At 71.2% G+C, this 16,985-nt stretch carries 17 protein-coding genes and 1 riboswitch; of the genes, 11 read left to right on the top strand and 6 right to left on the bottom strand.

Translation table 11 applies throughout. The features are described from left to right. Positions 1-21: 21 nt before the first annotated feature. Positions 22-1,014, bottom strand: a complete 993-nt coding sequence (locus ACR68M_RS04745; RefSeq protein WP_441249132.1) for an aldo/keto reductase — start codon at positions 1,012-1,014, stop codon at positions 22-24. Between the two features lie 180 nt (positions 1,015-1,194). Between ACR68M_RS04745 and aspT (ACR68M_RS04740) the strand changes: the two genes are divergently transcribed. The 5 genes from aspT (ACR68M_RS04740) (at position 1,195) to ACR68M_RS04720 (ending at position 7,852) form a co-directional block, all read left to right on the top strand. Beyond that, positions 1,195-2,871 (top strand): aspartate-alanine antiporter, encoded by a 1,677-nt coding sequence (gene aspT / locus ACR68M_RS04740; protein WP_441249131.1) that lies wholly within the window; start codon positions 1,195-1,197, stop codon positions 2,869-2,871. A gap of 39 nt (positions 2,872-2,910) precedes the next feature. Then, positions 2,911-4,608, top strand: a complete 1,698-nt coding sequence (aspT, locus tag ACR68M_RS04735) for an aspartate-alanine antiporter (protein WP_441249130.1) — start codon at positions 2,911-2,913, stop codon at positions 4,606-4,608. A 32-nt stretch (positions 4,609-4,640) separates the two neighbouring features. Beyond that, positions 4,641-6,290, top strand: a complete 1,650-nt coding sequence (locus tag ACR68M_RS04730; protein ID WP_441249129.1) for a bifunctional aspartate transaminase/aspartate 4-decarboxylase — start codon at positions 4,641-4,643, stop codon at positions 6,288-6,290. A gap of 133 nt (positions 6,291-6,423) precedes the next feature. Beyond that, the gene (locus tag ACR68M_RS04725; RefSeq protein ID WP_441249128.1) at positions 6,424-7,287 is read left to right on the top strand and encodes a universal stress protein; all 864 of its coding nucleotides are present in this window, start codon (positions 6,424-6,426) and stop codon (positions 7,285-7,287) included. A gap of 70 nt (positions 7,288-7,357) precedes the next feature. Continuing rightward, positions 7,358-7,852 (top strand): peptidylprolyl isomerase, encoded by a 495-nt coding sequence (locus ACR68M_RS04720; protein ID WP_441249127.1) that lies wholly within the window; start codon positions 7,358-7,360, stop codon positions 7,850-7,852. A 161-nt stretch (positions 7,853-8,013) separates the two neighbouring features. Here the strand turns inward: ACR68M_RS04720 and ACR68M_RS04715 are convergent, their stop codons facing one another. Continuing rightward, complete coding sequence (locus tag ACR68M_RS04715; RefSeq protein WP_441249126.1) at positions 8,014-8,637, bottom strand: TetR family transcriptional regulator; 624 nt, start codon at positions 8,635-8,637, stop codon at positions 8,014-8,016. Between the two features lie 119 nt (positions 8,638-8,756). Between ACR68M_RS04715 and ACR68M_RS04710 the strand changes: the two genes are divergently transcribed. From ACR68M_RS04710 to ACR68M_RS04695, 4 genes are all read left to right on the top strand, one after another. Next, positions 8,757-9,563 carry an SDR family NAD(P)-dependent oxidoreductase gene (locus ACR68M_RS04710; RefSeq protein ID WP_441249125.1) on the top strand — a complete coding sequence of 269 codons (807 nt, stop codon included), beginning with the start codon at positions 8,757-8,759 and terminating at the stop codon, positions 9,561-9,563. Positions 9,564-9,639: 76 nt separating this feature from the next. Further along, positions 9,640-10,278 (top strand): hypothetical protein, encoded by a 639-nt coding sequence (locus ACR68M_RS04705; protein WP_441249124.1) that lies wholly within the window; start codon positions 9,640-9,642, stop codon positions 10,276-10,278. Between the two features lie 176 nt (positions 10,279-10,454). Then, positions 10,455-11,669, top strand: coding sequence for an enoyl-[acyl-carrier-protein] reductase FabV (fabV, locus tag ACR68M_RS04700; RefSeq protein ID WP_441249123.1), 1,215 nt, complete (start codon positions 10,455-10,457; stop codon positions 11,667-11,669). A gap of 44 nt (positions 11,670-11,713) precedes the next feature. Continuing rightward, positions 11,714-12,901 carry an alpha/beta hydrolase gene (locus tag ACR68M_RS04695; RefSeq protein WP_441249122.1) on the top strand — a complete coding sequence of 396 codons (1,188 nt, stop codon included), beginning with the start codon at positions 11,714-11,716 and terminating at the stop codon, positions 12,899-12,901. A gap of 8 nt (positions 12,902-12,909) precedes the next feature. Here ACR68M_RS04695 and ACR68M_RS04690 read toward each other — a convergent pair whose 3' ends face one another. The 3 genes from ACR68M_RS04690 to ACR68M_RS04680 form a co-directional block, all read right to left on the bottom strand. Further along, positions 12,910-13,509, bottom strand: coding sequence for a hypothetical protein (locus ACR68M_RS04690; protein ID WP_441249121.1), 600 nt, complete (start codon positions 13,507-13,509; stop codon positions 12,910-12,912). A gap of 65 nt (positions 13,510-13,574) precedes the next feature. After that, on the bottom strand, positions 13,575-13,904 hold the full coding sequence (locus tag ACR68M_RS04685) for a MoaF-related domain-containing protein (RefSeq protein ID WP_441249120.1): 330 nt from the start codon (positions 13,902-13,904) through the stop codon (positions 13,575-13,577). A gap of 172 nt (positions 13,905-14,076) precedes the next feature. Further along, positions 14,077-14,472, bottom strand: a complete 396-nt coding sequence (locus tag ACR68M_RS04680; protein WP_441249119.1) for a ribonuclease domain-containing protein — start codon at positions 14,470-14,472, stop codon at positions 14,077-14,079. Between the two features lie 265 nt (positions 14,473-14,737). After that, a riboswitch (cyclic di-AMP (ydaO/yuaA leader) is annotated at positions 14,738-14,907 on the top strand. Positions 14,908-14,915: 8 nt separating this feature from the next. Between ACR68M_RS04680 and ACR68M_RS04675 the strand changes: the two genes are divergently transcribed. After that, on the top strand, positions 14,916-16,142 hold the full coding sequence (locus ACR68M_RS04675; RefSeq protein ID WP_441249118.1) for a glycoside hydrolase family 16 protein: 1,227 nt from the start codon (positions 14,916-14,918) through the stop codon (positions 16,140-16,142). 17 nt (positions 16,143-16,159) lie between these two features. Here ACR68M_RS04675 and ACR68M_RS04670 read toward each other — a convergent pair whose 3' ends face one another. Next, positions 16,160-16,624, bottom strand: coding sequence for a hypothetical protein (locus ACR68M_RS04670; RefSeq protein ID WP_441249117.1), 465 nt, complete (start codon positions 16,622-16,624; stop codon positions 16,160-16,162). Between the two features lie 49 nt (positions 16,625-16,673). Between ACR68M_RS04670 and ACR68M_RS04665 the strand changes: the two genes are divergently transcribed. Continuing rightward, positions 16,674-16,985, top strand: a complete 312-nt coding sequence (locus ACR68M_RS04665) for an antibiotic biosynthesis monooxygenase (RefSeq protein WP_441249116.1) — start codon at positions 16,674-16,676, stop codon at positions 16,983-16,985.

Raw genomic sequence — 16,985 nt, 5'->3', positions numbered from 1 at the left:
CCGCCCGGCGGCCTGCATCGGTCAGCTGCTCAGCCGGTCGATCTCGGCCAGCTCCTCGGCCGTCAGCGGGCCGCCGGCGAGCGCGTCGAGGTTCTGGTCGAGCTGGGCGACACTGCTCGCACCGATGATCACCGAGACCACCCGGTCGTCCCGCAGCACCCAGGAGAGCGCCAGCTGCGCGAGGCTCTGCCCACGCCGCTCGGCGATCTTCGCCAGGGCCCGCAGCTGCTCCAGCTTCGCGGCGCTGAGCGCCTCCTCCTTGAGGAAGTGGCCGACCGACATCCGCGAGCCGGTCGGGATCTCGCCGCTGAGGTAGCGGTCGGTCAGCAGCCCCTGGGCGAGCGGGGAGTAGGCGATCAGGCTGGTCTGCGTCTCGCCGACGGCGTCCAGCACGCCGTCGCGCTCGACCCCCCGGTCGAGGATCGAGTACCGGGCCTGGTTGAGCAGCACGGGCGTGCCCAGCTCCCGCAGGATCGCGACCGCCTCGCGGTGCTGCTCGGCCGGGTAGTTGGAGATCGCGGCGTAGAGCGCCCGGCCCGAGCGGACGGCCTGGTCGAGAGCGCCCATGGTCTCTTCCAGCGGCGTGCTCTCGTCGTAGCGGTGCGAGTAGAACACGTCGACGTACTCCAGCCCCATCCGGCCGAGCGACTGGTCGAGGCTGGCCAGCAGGTACTTGCGAGAGCCGCCGTCGCCGTACGGGCCGGGCCACATGTCGTAGCCGGCCTTCGAGGCGATGAACAGCTCGTCGCGGTACGGCCGGAAGTCCAGCGCGTAGAGCTGGCCGAAGTTCCGCTCGGCGCTGCCGTAGGGCGGGCCGTAGTTGTTGGCGAGGTCGAAGTGCGTGACGCCCCGGTCGAAGGCCCGGCGCAGCACGGCACGCTGCACCTCCAGCGGCTGGGTGTCGCCGAAGTTGTGCCAGAGGCCGAGCGAGACCGCGGGGAGCTGCACCCCACTGCGTCCGGCCCGGCGGTAGGTCATCGAGGAGTAGCGGCCGTCGGCGGCGAGGTAGGTCATGCCGTCAGCCTAGACCGACCGGGCGGGAGGGAGTCGGCGGCCGCCCAGTCGGCGGACAGTAGCAACACGGGAGTGTTAATAGCGGACATACCGTCATAAGTACGATCTAATCGCACTCATGATCAGACCTCTGCACTCCACCCGGAGCTGCCCCGAGCCCCCCACGTCAGGGGGCGCACGGTGAGCCTGCTGCGTGAGAACGCCGTCCTCGCCCTGTTCGCCTGTCTGGCGCTCGGCTACCTGGTCGGCAAACTACGGGTCGGCCCGATCCAGCTCGGCGGGATCTGCGGCACCCTGATCGTCTCGATGCTGCTCGGCGCCCAGCACGTCGCCGTCAACAGCGACGTGAAGAACGTGGCGTTCGCCCTCTTCATCTTCTCGCTGGGCTACATCGCCGGGCCCCAGTTCTTCGCCAACCTCAACGCCAAGGGGCTGCGCTTCGGCATCCTGTCGGTGCTTGAGGCGCTGGTCGTCATCCTGCTGGCCCTCGGCTTCGCCAAGGGCTTCGACCTCGACGTCGGCACCGCCGCCGGCATCCTCGCGGGCGCCGCGACCGAATCCGCCGTGGTCGGCACCGCGCAGGAGGCCATCACCAAGCTGGCGGGCATCACCCCCGACCAGTCGAGTGAACTCCAGGCGCACGTCGCCACGGCGTACTCGGTCTGCTACCTCTTCGGCCTGATCACCATCGTCATGCTGACCAGCCAGATCTTCCCGATGATGATGCGGATCAAGCTGCCGGAGGCGTCCCGGCAGATCTGGGAGCGGATGCGCGGGGCGGACGCGAGCCTCGGCGCCGACGAGCAGGCTTCGCTGCCACCGTTGGTCGGCCGCACCTACCTGGTCTCGCAGGGCGAGGGCAGCAGTGTCGGCGAGCTGGAGGCCGCCTCGCGGCAGCTGGTCTCGATCGAGGGCGTCAAGCGGGCCGAGCAGGTGCTCACCGTCGAACCGGCGCTCAAGCTGCGCCGGGGTGACCGGGTGCTGGTCGTCGGCCGGCGCGAGTCCGTGATGGACACCGGGCACGAGCTGGGCCCGGAGACCTCCGGCGTGCCGGGGCTGGACAGCCCGCTCGCCGTCCGCGAGGTCGTCGTCACCAACAAGGCCGTCAGCGGACGGACCGTCACCGCGTTGCGGGCGAGCGAGCCCGAGGCCGTCGGCGGCGTCTACCTGACCGACATCCAGCGCGTCGACCACCACCTGCCCGCCGTCGGCGAGACGGAGCTGCACCAGGGCGACACCCTCACCGTGGTCGGCTCCCGCGCCAAGGTGGAGCGCTTCGCCGCCAAGGTCGGCGCCACCGTCCGGCAGGACACCGCCGACTACATCTACCTCAGCCTCGGCATCTGCGTCGGTGTGCTGCTGGGCATGGTCACCGTCCACGCCGGAAGCGTCAACCTCGCACTCGGCACCGGCGGCGGCTGCCTGATCGCCGGCCTGGTCTTCGGCTGGCTGCGCGCCCAGCGGCCGACCTTCGGCGCGTACCCCCCGGTGGCCGCCCAGACCGCCAAGGACCTCGGCCTGTCGATGTTCATCGCCGTCACCGGCCTCGCCGCAGGGCCCGACGCCGGGCCGCTGCTCAAGCAGTACCCGGTGCTGCTCCCGGCCGCGGGCATCCTGATGGTCGTCGTCCCGGCCCTGCTCTCGCTCTTCGTCGGCCGCAAGCTGCTGAAGATCGACCCGCCGATCCTGATCGGCGCGATCGCCGGGCAGCAGTGCTCGACCCCCGCGATCACCGCCGTCAGCAACGTCGCCCAGAGCAGCGTCCCGATGCTCGGCTACACGATCACGTACACCCTCTCGAACTTCCTGCTCCCGCTGACCGGGCCCGTCCTGGTCGGCATCCTCGGGCTGTCCTGAAGCACCTGATACGACGCCGTCCCCCCGTAAAGGATCAGCATGGACTGGATTACCTCACACGTCTTCAAACCGTATCCAGAGCTACTGATCTTCCTCACCATCGCGATCGGCTTCCTGGTCGGCAAGGTCCGCTACAAGGCCATCGGCCTGGGCGCCGTGACGGGCTGTCTGATCGCCGGGCTGTTCACCGGCTGGGTCACCGACGTGACGATCAACGGCACGGTGAAGTCGGTCTTCTTCATCATGTTCCTGTTCGCCCTCGGCTACAAGGTCGGCCCGCAGTTCTTCCGGGGCCTGAAGAAGGACGGCCTGCCGCAGGTCGGCGTCGCCGTCGTGGTCTGCGTCACCGGCCTCGGCGTCTGCTACGGCTTCGACAAGTTCCTCGGCTACGGGCCCGGCCTCGGCGCCGGTCTGCTCGGCGGCGCGCTCACCCAGTCCGCCGTCATCGGCGTCGCGCAGGACGCCATCGGCCACATCCAGGGCCTCACCGCCGACCAGATCACCGCCGAGCAGAACCTCGTCCCGATCGGGTACGCGGTCACCTACCCGCTCGGCACCATCCTGTGCGCGATCCTGCTCGCCAACATCGCCCCCCGCCTGCTGAAGAGCAACCTCGCCGCCGACAGCAAGCAACTGGCGATCGAGCTGGACGCCCCCGAGTCCAACCCCGACCTCTCCGAGGGGTACTACGAGGTCGTGCTGCGCGCCTTCAGCGCCGTGAACGGGTTCGTGGGCCGCACCATCGACGACATCGAGGCGCAGCAGAACGAGCTCGGCCGCCGGATCTACGTCACCCGGGTGCGCCGCGAGGGTTCGATCCTCGACCACACCCAGCAGACGGTGATCGAACGCGGCGACGTGGTCGCCGTCAGCGCGCTCCGGCACGACCTGGTGGACTTCGACCCGGTCTCCCACATCGGCCCGGAGACGGACGACGCCGGGCTGCTCAGCTACCAGACCGAGCAACTGCACGTGGTCGTCTCGGAGAAGGCGTACCTGGGCAAGTCGATCGCCGAGGTGCGGCGCGAGCCGTTCATGGTCGGTGTGTTCATCGACAAGATGTACCGCTCGGGCGCGGAGTTCCCGTACCGGCTCTCCACCAAGCTGGAGCGCGGTGACACGCTCGTGCTGACCGGCCCGAAGCGGCTGGTCGACCCGGCGACGAAGGCGCTCGGCAAGACCGTGCCGACCAGCTTCGCCACCGACATGATCTGGGTCGGCCTGGGCATCTTCCTCGGCGGCTGCATCGGCATCCCCGCGCTGACCGCCGGCGGCGTGCCGATCAGCCTCTCCACCTCCGGCGGTGCGCTGATCATGGGCCTGGTCTTCGGCTGGATCCGCGGCCGGTACCCGACCTATGGCAACGTGCCGCCCGGCGCCCAGTGGTTCATGGACACCTTCGGGCTCTGCGCGTTCATCACGATCGTCGGTGTCAACGCCGGGCCCGGCTTCACCAGCGGTCTCTCGCAGGCGGGTTGGGGCCTGCTGGTCTGGGGCGCCGTCGCCACCGTCATCCCGCTGATCGTCGGCATCCTGGTCGGCCACTACGTGTTCAGGATCCGCACCCCGATCCTGATGGGCGTGGTCGCCGGGGCGCAGACCACCACGGCGGCGATCGGTGCGATCAACGAAGAGGCCAAGAGCCAGATCCCGACGCTCGGTTACACCATCCCGTACGCGGCAGGCAACGTCCTGCTCACCATCTGGGGCGCCATCATCGTCGCGCTCCTCGGCTGACCCGGCCCCCTACAAGGAGAGTTGACACACCCATGAGCAAGCCTTCGATCAGCCGTGACGAGATCCGCCGCCTCTCGCAGCTCAGCCCCTTCGAGCTCAAGGGCGAGTTCATCAGGCTCGCCCAGGCTTACCAGGCCGACCAGCCGGGCCAGAAGGGAAAGTCCAACTCCCACATGCTCAACGCCGGTCGTGGCAACCCGAATTGGATCGCCACCGGCCCGCGCGAGGCGTTCCTCGCCCTCGGCCACTTCTCGCTCTCCGAGAGCCGCCGGGTCTGGACGGCCGACAACCTCGGCGGCATGCCCGAGCAGCTCGGTATCGCCGACCGCTACGACCACTTCGCCCGTACGCACCCGGAGTTGCCCGGCATCGAGCTGCTGACGGCCTGCATCGACCTGGCCGTCGAGCGCTTCGGCTTCGACCGCGACGCGTGGATCCACGAACTCGCCGACTCCACCATCGGCGACAACTACCCGGTGCCGGACCGGATGCTCGTGCACGGCGAGCAGGTCGTCCGGGCTTACCTGCGCGAGGAGTTGATGGACTCCGAGCCGCCGGCCGACCAGCTCGACGTGTTCGCCACCGAGGGCGGCACGGCGGCGATGTGCTACATCTTCGACAGCCTGATGAAGAACGGCATCCTGCACAAGGGCGACAAGATCGCCCTGATGGTGCCGGTCTTCACCCCGTACATCGAGATCGCCGAGCTGGACACCTTCGGCTTCGAGGTGGTGAACATCGAGGCGAGCACCTTCACCGAGACCGGTGTCCGAGGCTGGCGCTACCCCACCGAGGAGGTCGCCAAGCTGGAGGACCCGGCGGTCAAGCTGGTCTGCCTGGTCAACCCCTCGAACCCGCCCTCGCTGGCGCTCTCCCAGCGGGTGGCCGACCAGATCAAGCAGATCGTCGCCACCAAGAACCCCAACCTGATGATCGTCACCGACGACGTCTACGGCACCTTCGTCAACGGCTTCCGGACCATCGCCGCCGAGCTGCCCCGCAACACCCTGCTCGTCTACTCCTACTCCAAGCACTACGGCGCCACCGGCCACCGGCTCGGCGTCATCGGGCTGCACCAGGACAACGTGATCGACGAGATGCTCGCGGGCCTGCCCGCCGACGAGAAGACCCGGCTGGCCCGCCGCTACGGCACCCTCACCCTCGACCCCGAGAAGCTCCGCTTCGTCGACCGCCTGGTCGCCGACTCCCGGCAGGTGGCGCTCAACCACACCGCCGGGCTCAGCCTGCCGCAGCAGGTGCAGATGTCGCTCTTCTCGCTCTTCGCGCTGCTCCCCGAGGGCAAGGCCTACAAGGCCAAGGTCCAGGGCATCGTGAACCAGCGGCTCGCACTGCTGCTCGAAGGCTCCGAGATGAAGATCTCCGACGACCCGCAGCGGGCCGGCTACTACATCGAACTCGACCTCCAGGCCGAGGCCGAGCGCGTCGCCGGGCCCGAGTTCGCCGAGTACCTGCTGAAGACGTACGAGCCGACCGAGCCGCTCTTCCGCCTCGCCGAGCAGACCGGCGTGGTGCTGCTCAACGGCGGCGGCTTCGACGGCCCGGAGTGGTCGGTGCGGGTCTCGCTGGCCAACCTCGACGACCTCGACTACCTCAAGATCGGGCACCACCTGCGGCAGATCTTCCTCGACTACCGCACGGAGTGGGAGGCATCCAAGGCGTGAGCCGGGCTCCCGTGGGGCGCGGGCGTGGTGCCCGAGCCCCACGGGAGAGGCATGCTGGAGGGCAGAGCCTTCCGTCCCCGGCCGGGGTGGGCCGCTGCGCCACGGAGGGCACGGAGCTCTCCGGGAGTTGATCATGAACGGTAGATCCCCCGCAGGCGTGGTGGCCGGTGTCGACGGCTCGGCCCCGGCCGCCGCCGCAGCCGACTGGGCGGCCCGGGAGGCCGAGCGGCGGGAGTGCCCGCTGCACCTCGTCCACGCCGTCAACACCGGCACCGTCACCCTCTCCCCGAGGGCGGGCGCCGCCGTCACCGACCTGATCCTGAAGAACGCGCAGGCCGTCCTCGACGAGCAGCTCGACCGGCTGATCGCCGCCCATCCCACCCTCCGGATCACCGGGGACGTCGTGCCCAGGGACGCCGCCCCGGCCATCCTCACCGCCGCCGAGCACGCCGAACTCGCCGTCCTGGGCACCCGGGGTCACGGCGGCTTCGCCTCCCTGCTGCTCGGCTCGGTCAGCCTCCGCGTCACCGCCCACGCCGCCTGCCCGACCGTCGTCGTCCGGGGCAGTGGTACCGCCGGCGGCGACATCCTGGTCTCGATCCGGGACGACGGCGACGTCCCGGCGCTGCGCTTCGCCCTCCGGGAGGCCGAGATCAGCGGGCTGCCCGTCCGCGCCCTGCACAGCTGGGCCACCGTCGTCGCCGACGTCGGCCACACGGCGCCGATGGCCGACGAACTCGGCGAGGAGACGGCCCTGCACGAGCAACTGCTGCGCCGCACGGTCGACGCGATCCACCCCGACTACCCCGACGTCGACCTCCGGGCCGAGCAGGTCAGCGGCGCCACCGCCGCGCTGCTGGTCGAGGCGTCGAAGCGGGCCGCGCTGCTGGTCATCGCCCGTCACGCACCGGCCCCGCACTTCGGGTTGCGGCTCGGCAGCGCCGTCCACGCGGTGCTGCACCACGCCCACTGCCCGGTCGCCGTGGTGCCGCTCTGATCCGGCCCGTGACGCGCGGTGGCAGAGGTCCGAGCTCACCCGGCGGCAGCCGATGGTGCAAGATGTCCTCATGTCCACCAACGTTTTCTTCGACATCACCATCGACGGCGAGGCCGCAGGCCGGATCGTCTTCAAGCTCTACGACGACGTCGTCCCCAAGACGGCGCAGAACTTCCGCGAGCTGGCCACCGGTCAGCACGGCTTCGGCTACGAGGGCTCGGGCTTCCACCGCGTCATCCCGGAGTTCATGCTCCAGGGCGGTGACTTCACCGCCGGCAACGGCACGGGCGGCAAGAGCATCTACGGCGAGAAGTTCGCCGACGAGAACTTCCAGCTCAAGCACGACAAGCCGTTCCTGCTCTCGATGGCGAACGCCGGTAAGAACACCAACGGCTCGCAGTTCTTCATCACCACCGTCGTGACCTCCTGGCTGGACGGCAAGCACGTCGTCTTCGGCGAGGTCGTCGAGGGTTCGGACCTGGTCAAGAAGATCGAGGCCCTGGGCTCGCAGTCCGGCGCCACCCGCGCGAAGATCGCCATCGGCAAGTCCGGCGTCGTCGCGTAGTACCCCTGGCAGGCCGGGCTGACCCGGGCGACGTACGAGCATCACCGACGCCGCCCACCAGCCCGGCCGCCCATCAGCAGGATCTCGCGCAGCGCCTCCCGGTCCACGGGGTGGCGCTGCTTTTCTGTGCCCGCGTAGCGCTGCGGCATGTCACCGGCATGTCACCGGCAGAGCGGCAGGCCCGCCGTCAGTTCCCGGATGCACCGGGCCGCCAGGTCCGCTGCGGCGGTGACGGGCGCGTCCGAGGCGGCCCAGGTCTCCATCGCCACCCGCATGCCGGTGTTGGCGGCCGCCGCCGTGAGGCGGATCTCCAGCGGGTCGGCGTCGGGGCCGGCCAGGGTGGCGAGGGCGGGGGTGAGGGCCAGCTCCGACTCGTGGTGCACGCGGTGCCAGACGGCCAGCAGGTCGGGGGCCCCGGGGACGACCCGCAGCAGGCCCCGCGTCCAGCTGAGGGCCTCGGCGGGCCGGTTCGGCGCGGGGGTGACGGCGATCCGGGCGGAGCGTTCGAGCGCGGCCCCGAGGGAGAGTTCCGGCGGCGCGGCCGCCAGCTCGGTGACCCAGTGCCGGACCCCGGCGGAGAGCAGCGGGGCGACGGCGTCCTCCTTGGTCCGGAAGTACCGGTAGAAGGTCCGCAGTGAGACCCCGGCCGCGCGGGCGATGTCCTCGGCGGTGGTGGCGTCGGGGCCGTGCTCGGCGAAGAGCAGCGCGGCGGCGAGCGCGATCTCCTGCTGGGTGGCGGCCTTGCGGCGCTCGGTCAGGGAGGGGCGCGGGGTGGTCTCGGGCACAGCGGAATTCTAGCCGACGGGCAGGCGCGCAGTGCGAATGTGGCACAACGTGCCACCAAGGCGTACCGTGCAGGAGTAGGCAGTAGGAAGACCACGTACGACTCCACAGGGAGAGCACCATGAACCGCTTCGACGGCCGCCGCGTCCTCATCACCGGCGCGGGCTCCGGCATCGGGCAGGCCACCGCCCGCCGCGTCCTCGCCGAGGGCGGCCGGGTCGTCGGCGTCGACGTCGCCGAGCCCGGTCTCGCCGCCACCCGCGAGCTCGCGCTCGCCGACGGCACCGCCGAGCGCCTCGCCACCGCCGTGGTCGACATCTCAGACGAGGCCTCCGTGCAGGGCGGGGTCGCGGCGGCCGTCGCCGGGCTCGGCGGCCTGGACGTCGTCGTCAACGCGGCCGGCATCCTGCGCTCCTCGCACACCGAGCAGACCACGCTCGAGTTCTGGAACCGCGTGCTCGCGGTCAACCTGACCGGCACCTTCCTGGTCACCCGCGAGGCACTGCCCGCGCTGCTGGAGTCCGGCCGGGGCGTGGTGGTCAACTTCAGCTCCACCTCGGCGACCTTCGCCCACCCGTACATGGCGGCGTACGCGGCGAGCAAGGGCGGCATCCAGTCCTTCACCCACGCGATCGCGCTGGAGTACGCCAAGCAGGGCCTGCGCGCCGTCTCCGTCGCCCCCGGCTCGATCAGCAGCGGCATGACGGACGCCTCCGGCGCGAGCGGCCAGAACCGCGGCCCCGGTATCCCGGACGACGCCGACATGTCCCTCTTCGCCAAGCTCAGCCCGGCGCTCAACCCCGCCCACAGCGCCTACGGCTTCGCAGGCCCCGAGGCCGTCGCCGGTGTGGTCGCGATGCTGGCCTCCGACGACGGCGCCTTCGTCACCGGCACCGAGATCCGCATCGACGGCGGCACCCACGCCTGACGGCCCCGGGCAGCTCGGCCTTATCCTGCTCGGACCGTGCCGGACAGGGCCGGTGCTTCACGACGGGGGACGGCAGATGACGAACGGCAGGAAGAGACCCGGGCCCGGCGCCGGGCGGGACCGGACCAAGTACGGCCCGACCCCGTCCCGGCGGCCGAAGGCCGGTACCGGTGTGCGGCTCGGGTTGCTCGGCTTCGTGCTGATGACCGTCGTCGGGCTGGCGCTCGTGGTGGGCGGTGGCGCGGCGTTCAAGGGCGTGCTCGGTGACTTCCGGCTCGCCTCCGGGCTGACCGGCGGCTCCGGCCAGATGCACTTCGGCACCTGCCTGGCGGACCACGTCGGGGGGCGCGGGACTTCGTACGAGTGCTTCGGCTCGGTGCAGCCGCTCTCCGCCGTGCCCGAGGCCTCGGGGGGCCTGGCGCTGATGAGGGACGTCGGCGAGAACATGTCCGGCCGGTACGAGCAGGTCGGCTGCACACCCACCGGCACCTGCGTGCCCGGCGGCACGCACGCCGCGCTGGGCGACGCCATGGGCCTGACCTTCGCCGTCGTGGTCATGGGTGGCGGGCTGGCTCTCCTCGTCAGCTCGTTCGCCGCCCGTAGGAGCAGCCTCGGCGCCGCGTACGAGCGGCGGTTCCGCAGGGTCTGCCAGTGGAGCTTCGGCGCGCTGGGCTTGGTCTTCGTCGGCCTGCTCGTGCCCTTCTGGGCGTCATAGGGCTCGAAGAGCGGTCACTCTGGCGCGTCGTCAGTGGTGGAAACACTCCAAGACCGGCTCGTGATCATTGTTCCCGGCAGGGCCACTGCACGCGGGCGGGCTGGCACAGACTGGCAGGGCGCGGCGGCCCGGCAGGTCGTCGCACCCCTGTTCCGGCCGACCCAAGGACTGCCATCGTGACCGAGCGCGTTCTCACTCCCCGCAATCGGGGCTTCCTCTTTCTCGACTCCCACCCGGCCGGGTGCGAGCAGCTGGTGGCCGACATGTGGCAGGCCTGCCCCGCCCCCGTCGCTGCGCCGGAGGGCGACGGGCCGGTCGCGCTGGTCATCGGCTCCTCCGCCGGGTACGGTCTCGCGGCCACGCTGGCCGGACTCAAGCGCGCCGGCATCCGTGGCATCGCCGTGTCCTTCGAGAAGGCCCCCACGGCACGGCGTACCGCGACGGCCGGCTGGTACCGCACCGCCGCCACCGCCGGCATCGCCCGCACTGCCGGGCGGGACGTGGTCTTCCTCAACGGCGACGCGTTCTCCGACACGATGAAGGACGAGGTCGCCGAGCTCGTCGAGCAGCGCTTCGGCGGTCGGCTGGACTACCTGATCTACTCGGTGGCCGCGCCCCGGCGTACCGACCCCGCCACCGGCACCACCTACGCCTCGGTGCTCAAGCCGATCGGCCGGACGGACCGCACCAAGTCGCTCGTCTTCGACGAGGAGGGCGTCCCCGAGGTCCGCGAGGTGGAGACCGGGCCGGCCGAGGGCGACGACATCGAGCAGACCGTGGCCGTGATGGGCGGCGCGGACTGGGAACGCTGGATCGACCACCTCGCCGGGCGGGGGCTGCTCGCCGACGGCTTCGCCACCGCCGCACTGTCCTACATCGGCTCGTCGCTGACGGCGGCGATCTACCGGCAGGGCACCATCGGCGCGGCCAAGGCCCACCTGGAGGCCACCGCCCGCACCCTGAACGAGCGGCTCGACAAGCTGGTCGGCGGGCGGGCCGTGACCTCCGTCAACGGCGCCGCCGTCACCCAGTCCTCCACCGCGATCCCCGGCATCGCCCTGTACACCGGCCTGCTGCGCGGCGTCCTCGGCGAGGGCCTCGTCCCGCCGATCCGTCAGCTCGCCGCCCTCTGGGACCAGCTCACCGGCGCCGCCCCGCTCGCCCCGGACGACGAGGGACGTGTCCGCCTGGACACCTTCGAGATGACCGACCACGTCCAGGCGGCCGTCGCCGAACGCTGGGAGACGGCCACCACGGAGACCATCGCCGACCTGGCCGATGTCGACTGGTTCCGTGCCGAAGTCCGACGCCTCTACGGATTCTCCGTACCCGGCGTCGACTACACCGCCCCGGTCGCCACCGACGTGCCCTGGCCCGCCCTCACCCCCTGACACCCGCCGGTGCATACTTGACGCGCGGACGGGCCGGTGGCCCGGTGGAGCGTACGGAAGCGGCGGGGACGATGGGCCTGACTAGCCACAAGGTGCTGGCGGTGGCGGTGATGCTCGCCGTCCTGGTGATGACGGCGACGGTGTGGCTCTGGCCGAGACTGTCGGGGCGGAACTGGCGGGCGGTGCTCGGGCGGGTCGGGGCGCTGCTCGGCACCCAGCTGGTCGTGATCTGCGCGCTGGGCCTCTTCGCCAACAACTACTTCACGTTCTACAGCAGTTGGGACGACCTGCTCGGCACGGGCGACCAGGGCTCGATCGACGTCCGGACGAAGGCGGTGGCGGCCGGGACCGAGCGGAAGGCACCGGCCGCCGTAGTGCAGGAGTTGGGCAAGGAGGCCGTCCAGGGCGGCGGCGCGCTGGGCCGCGACCCCAAGCAGGCCGGTGAGATCCGGGTCGTCCGGATCGGCGGGCCCAGCAGTGGCCTCAGCACCGACGGGTACGTCTACCTGCCCCCGCAGTACTTCCAACCCGAGTACGCGGCCCGCAAGTTCCCCGCCGCGATTGTCATGACCGGCTTCCCCGGCGATGCCAAGAACCTGCTCACCCGCCTCAACTACCCTGGAGCGTCACTTCAGTTGATGCAGGCCGGGAAGATGCAGCCGACCGTCCTGGTGCTGATGCGCCCCTCGCCCGCGATGCCCGCCGACACCGAGTGCGAGGACATCCCCGGCGGCGCGCAGTCCGACGCGTACTTCAGCCGGGACGTCCCCAAGGAGATCGAGGGCTCCTACCGGGTCTCCGCCGACGCCCACGCGTGGGGCATCGTCGGCAACTCGACCGGCGGCTACTGCGCGCTGAAGCTGGCCATGCGCCACCCCGACGTCTTCCCCTCCGCCGTCTCGATCTCCGGCTACTACAAGGCCGCCGAGGACGCCACCACCGGTGACCTCTTCAAGGGCAGCCAGCAGCGCCGCGACGAGGCCGACCTGATGTGGCGTCTGAAGAACCAGCCGGCCCCGAAGATCGCCGCGATGCTGGCCGGCAGCGACGAGGGCGACGGCAACTACAAGCACGACACCGACCAGTTCGAGGCGGCCGTGCAGGCCCCGATGGCCGTCACCACGGCGGAGGTCCCGACCGGCGGCCACAACTTCCAGACCTGGACGCGCCTGCTGCCGCCCGCCCTGGAGTGGCTCTCCGGGCACCTCACCGTCCCGGCCGGCGCCAGCTGACGCGCCGGTTATTCGTACACCCGCGCCGCCGAGAGCTGCAGGGCGACCGACCGCCAGGTGACCGGCTCCAGCTCGGCGTGCAGGGGCGATTCGGCCGCCACCCAGGCACTCCAGGCGCCGAGCCAGCTCGGCAGGGCGTGGTGCGCCCAGCCGCCCCGGGCGGTCAGGGCGCTCAGGGTGCGCTGCTCGCGCTCGTCCCGGAGGAAGTCGGCGGCCAGGGCGTCGAGGTAGCGGCGCAGCTCCGTCGCGGTGGTCACCTCGTCGGAGATGGAGTCGGAGTCGGCGGCCGGGTCGGCGAGCACCGGCCCGGAGCCCGGCGGGGTGGCGCGGGCGGTGTCGAGCTGCCGGGCGAGGCCCTGCCAGCCCAGCTGCCCGGTGGTCTCTCCGTACGGCGGCTCGGTGCCGTCGGCGAGGCCGTCCAGCACCCGGCCCCAGCCGCGCAGGAAGCTGTCGATGCTCCGGTGGGCCCAGCGGCGGGCGGCGGGGGCGCGGCTGTCCGGCGCGAGGCAGGCCCGCTCGCTGTCGCGGGCGAGGAACCAGAGGTGGGCGGCGAAGCCCTGCCGGGATTCGACCTGCTGCCAGGAGTCGATGCTGCGGGGTACGGGCACCCGGCGAGGCTACGGGCCGGGCCCGCCCGCGTCGACGGGTTTCGAGCCACTGGCCGGCCGGTGGCTCAGGCCAGCTGCTCCAGCTTGCCGGTGTGCAGCTCGCCGACCCGGCCACCCTCGCCCTCGTACGTCCAGAAGGCGCGGACGGTCATCGCGGTGAGGTCCATGACGTGGCTGACGGTGATGCCGCTCGCCTCCGTCCAGCTGACGAAGTAGAGCGCGGGGCCGACCTGGGCGACGTGCAGGGAGACGTCCTCCCACTGGCCGGCCGACTCGCCGAGGCCCTCCCAGCGCAGCCGCGTCCCGTCGGCGGAGTAGGCGTTGCGGAAGGCGGCGCCGTTGTCGACCTGGAAGAGGTAGGTGCGTCCGGCGAAGCCTGGCAGGGGCGCGGTCATCTTCGGGAGGTCCCTCGTCTCGGTCTCGAAGCGGCTGGTGCTGCACCTGGGGGTGCGGCGGTGGGTGCGCCCGGAGAGCCGGTCGCACCCACCCAACCTATCCGACCGGGGCGCTGCGCCGTGGTTGCAATTCGGTGGCGGTGGCGCGGGGCGGCGAAGGGTGTGGCAGGGGTCAGCAGCTGAAGTTGACCTTGTAGAACGTCACGTAGTGGTCGGAGGTGTAGTAGTCCTCGTGGTACGTCTTGCCGGTGATGATCCGGCGGGTGCCTCTGGTGGGGGCACCCGGGGTGATGACCGTGTACTCGTGGTAGTACCCGGTGCTCTGGGAGGGCAGCACGCCTTCGCGGTTCTGGAAGACGACGCCGTCCTGCGAGTAGGGGTAGGGGCCGCCCTTGGCGATCAGGGCCAGGGTGTCGTTCGCCTGGCTGGGCAGGGCGGTCTTGCAGACGCTGCCACTGACGGTGGCATGGGCGTCGGCGGCGAACACGACGGTGGGGGCCAGCGTGAGCAGGCCGACAGCTGCAGCGGAGACGGCACGCGTCTGCAACGCGCGTAGAGTGATTCGCATGCCAGCAGTCTGGAGGCCCGGCCGGGCCCGGCGGAAGCCCTGAGCGAAGACTTCACCCACGGGTAACTAGCAGGGAACGCGGGCGACTTGTGGCGTACGGACCGACCTCGGAGATCCGCACGCCAGTGCGGTGCGCTGCGGTGTGAGCCTTGTCTCGCGCCGTTTTCTTGTTTGATCACGAACAAGCTGCCTAGCCTGCACAGGTCGTCCGCGTCTCGCGGACCCTGCCGTCGGGACGCCGAATCCTGTCCACCCGCCGGCAGGCAGCCGAACCGGAGAAACCGGACAGGAGCGGGGGAACCAGGTCAGTCGCCGTGCTCCTCGCGCCTACGGGCGCGCCGGGGCCCGGCTTGGGGTGAAGCCGCTCCCACAAGCGGCCGGGCCAGACCCTTGAGGCCCGAATCCGACAGCTCACCTCGCAGGCGTCTCAGAGGGCCACCCCCATGCGCATACCCGCCACCCCTGCCCGTCTCGGAGCGATCGCCGGCGCCGCCGCCCTGGTCGCCGTCCCGCTCGCCGGCCAGGCTCAGGCCGCCGTCGGCGTCACCCAGGACCGTCTCACCCCCGCCGCGATGGCTGCGGGCACGGCCGCCTCGGCGGGCCTGACGGTGCACTCCAGCTCCTGCTTCACGGCGAAGACCCTCGGGGTCGGCGTCCGTGACGCGGCCGGGCGCAACCTCGACTTCCCGGGCTCCGCCTCCAACGTGCGGATCTGCCCGAGCGGGGTGTCGATCACCACCGGCGCCCGCACCCTCCCGGCCGGGACGTACACCCAGTTCGGCTTCTGGCAGGACTACTCCGGCAGCTGGCACAACCTGGCCGCCCACGCGCTGACCGTCTCCGGCGCGGCGCCCGCCCCGGCTCCGGCCCCCACGCCCGCCCCCGCGCCGAAGCCGACCCCGACTCCGACACCCACCCCGGCCCCCACGCCCACCCCCACCCCGGCGCCCACGCCGCCGCCGACCCCGAGCACCGGTTCGCCGGTCCCCGGCAAGGCGCTGACCTGGTCGGACGAGTTCAACAGCGCCGTCAGCTGGGGCGACCGCTGGGTCGGCGACCAGAGCACCGCGTACAAGTACGGCAACCACAACCCGGACGACAACAAGCTCGACTGGCTCAACAAGAGCAACGTCAGCGTCGCCAACGGCGTGGCCACCTTCACCGCGACTCCCTCCAGCCACACGCTGGAGAACGGCAAGCAGGCCTGGGACACCGGCCTGCTGACCACGGAGGGCTCGAAGGAGGGCTTCCAGGTGAAGACCGGTGACTACGCCGAGACCCGGGTCAAGCTGCCCGCCGGGTCGGGTGCCTGGCCCGCGCTGTGGACGTGGAAGAACGGCAACGGGGAGATCGACTCCTTCGAGTACCACCCCGACAACCCGAACCTGCTGGAGCTGACCAACCACGTCAAGTCCGGCTTGAAGTACTACACCGACGCCAACGCCGTCGGCGCCGACAAGTGGGTCACGATCGGCACCTACTACGGAGCGAACTCGGTCGACTGGTACGTCAACGGCGTGAAGGTCTTCTCCGACGGCACCGGCGTCGGCACCAACTGGTCGGCGTACCTGATCCTGAACCTGTCGGTGGGCGCAGGGCAGTACCACCCGGGCCCGTCGGGCTCGGCCCCGATCACCATGGCCGCCGACTACGTGCGGGTCTACCGCTGACCGTCACCTCGTGACCCTCATGTGACGGTGAGGGTGAACGGCGTGCCGTTGTTCCCCGGGTGGCGGTCGTCCAGCCCGAACACCCTGACGTGCCCCTCGGCCTTCGTGCCGGGGGGCACGTTGCCGTTCACCCGGACCGGGGCCAGCGCGGTGGCCGTCCGCCCCTGCGGGAGCCCGGCGCCGAAGGTGCAGCGGACGACGTGCCCGGCGGCCGACCGGACGCACCCGGCGGGGAAGTACGGCCCCTCGAAGGTGAACCCGACGGGCACGTCGATCTCCACCGTGAACGGCGAGGCCGCCGCCTCCGGGCCCAGGTTCGCCACGAAGCCGTGCACGGTGGTGAGACCGCCCGGCGGGGCCGCGTCCGGATCGATCCGGACGACCTCCAGATCGGAGTCGGAGGGGGCGGCCGCCACCGTGCCGACCATCGCCAGAACCGCCGCCGCCACCGCGAGCACCGCTCGCCCACCGAAAGTACGCATGTGGTGACTATAAGCAGCGGCGTAGCCTGGAGTGACGGAGGTGAGGGCGATGTCCGGACAGGTGTTGAGTGAGGTCAGTGCGGTCGTCCCGGCGGGCCGCGAGGACGAGCTGGTGAGGTCGTACCGGGAGTTGGTGGCAGGGCCACTGCCCGACGGGCTGGTCCGGACGGAGCTGCTGCGCGGGCCCGACGGGCTCTGGCGGGTGCAGAGCCTCTGGCGGGACAAGGCAGCCCTGGACGCCGTCCGCTCGAACCCGAAGCTGGCCGCGGCGCCGAGGCTCTTCAAGCAGGTCGGCGCCGAGCCGCAGCTGACCGTCTTCGACCTGACGGTCACCCAACCGGGCCCGCTGGCAGTCGTCTGA

Origin of the sequence: Kitasatospora sp. McL0602 (assembly GCF_052076145.1) — a bacterium.
Classification (GTDB): domain Bacteria; phylum Actinomycetota; class Actinomycetes; order Streptomycetales; family Streptomycetaceae; genus Kitasatospora.
The sequence above is the reverse complement of the archived record's forward strand: the minus strand, read 5'-3'. Positions and strand labels throughout refer to the sequence as shown.

Excerpts from the sequence above, each read along its gene's own strand:
- aspT (WP_441249130.1), top strand. The coding sequence starts at position 2,911 with ATGGACTGGATTACCTCACACGTCTTCAAACCGTATCCAGAGCTACTG.
- ACR68M_RS04725 (WP_441249128.1), top strand. The coding sequence starts at position 6,424 with ATGAACGGTAGATCCCCCGCAGGCGTGGTGGCCGGTGTCGACGGCTCG.
- ACR68M_RS04680 (WP_441249119.1), bottom strand. The coding sequence starts at position 14,472 with ATGCGAATCACTCTACGCGCGTTGCAGACGCGTGCCGTCTCCGCTGCA.
- ACR68M_RS04710 (WP_441249125.1), top strand. The coding sequence starts at position 8,757 with ATGAACCGCTTCGACGGCCGCCGCGTCCTCATCACCGGCGCGGGCTCC.
- ACR68M_RS04670 (WP_441249117.1), bottom strand. The coding sequence starts at position 16,624 with ATGCGTACTTTCGGTGGGCGAGCGGTGCTCGCGGTGGCGGCGGCGGTT.
- ACR68M_RS04720 (WP_441249127.1), top strand. The coding sequence starts at position 7,358 with ATGTCCACCAACGTTTTCTTCGACATCACCATCGACGGCGAGGCCGCA.
- ACR68M_RS04705 (WP_441249124.1), top strand. The coding sequence starts at position 9,640 with ATGACGAACGGCAGGAAGAGACCCGGGCCCGGCGCCGGGCGGGACCGG.
- ACR68M_RS04665 (WP_441249116.1), top strand. The coding sequence starts at position 16,674 with ATGTCCGGACAGGTGTTGAGTGAGGTCAGTGCGGTCGTCCCGGCGGGC.
- ACR68M_RS04685 (WP_441249120.1), bottom strand. The coding sequence starts at position 13,904 with ATGACCGCGCCCCTGCCAGGCTTCGCCGGACGCACCTACCTCTTCCAG.
- ACR68M_RS04675 (WP_441249118.1), top strand. The coding sequence starts at position 14,916 with ATGCGCATACCCGCCACCCCTGCCCGTCTCGGAGCGATCGCCGGCGCC.
- ACR68M_RS04745 (WP_441249132.1), bottom strand. The coding sequence starts at position 1,014 with ATGACCTACCTCGCCGCCGACGGCCGCTACTCCTCGATGACCTACCGC.
- ACR68M_RS04730 (WP_441249129.1), top strand. The coding sequence starts at position 4,641 with ATGAGCAAGCCTTCGATCAGCCGTGACGAGATCCGCCGCCTCTCGCAG.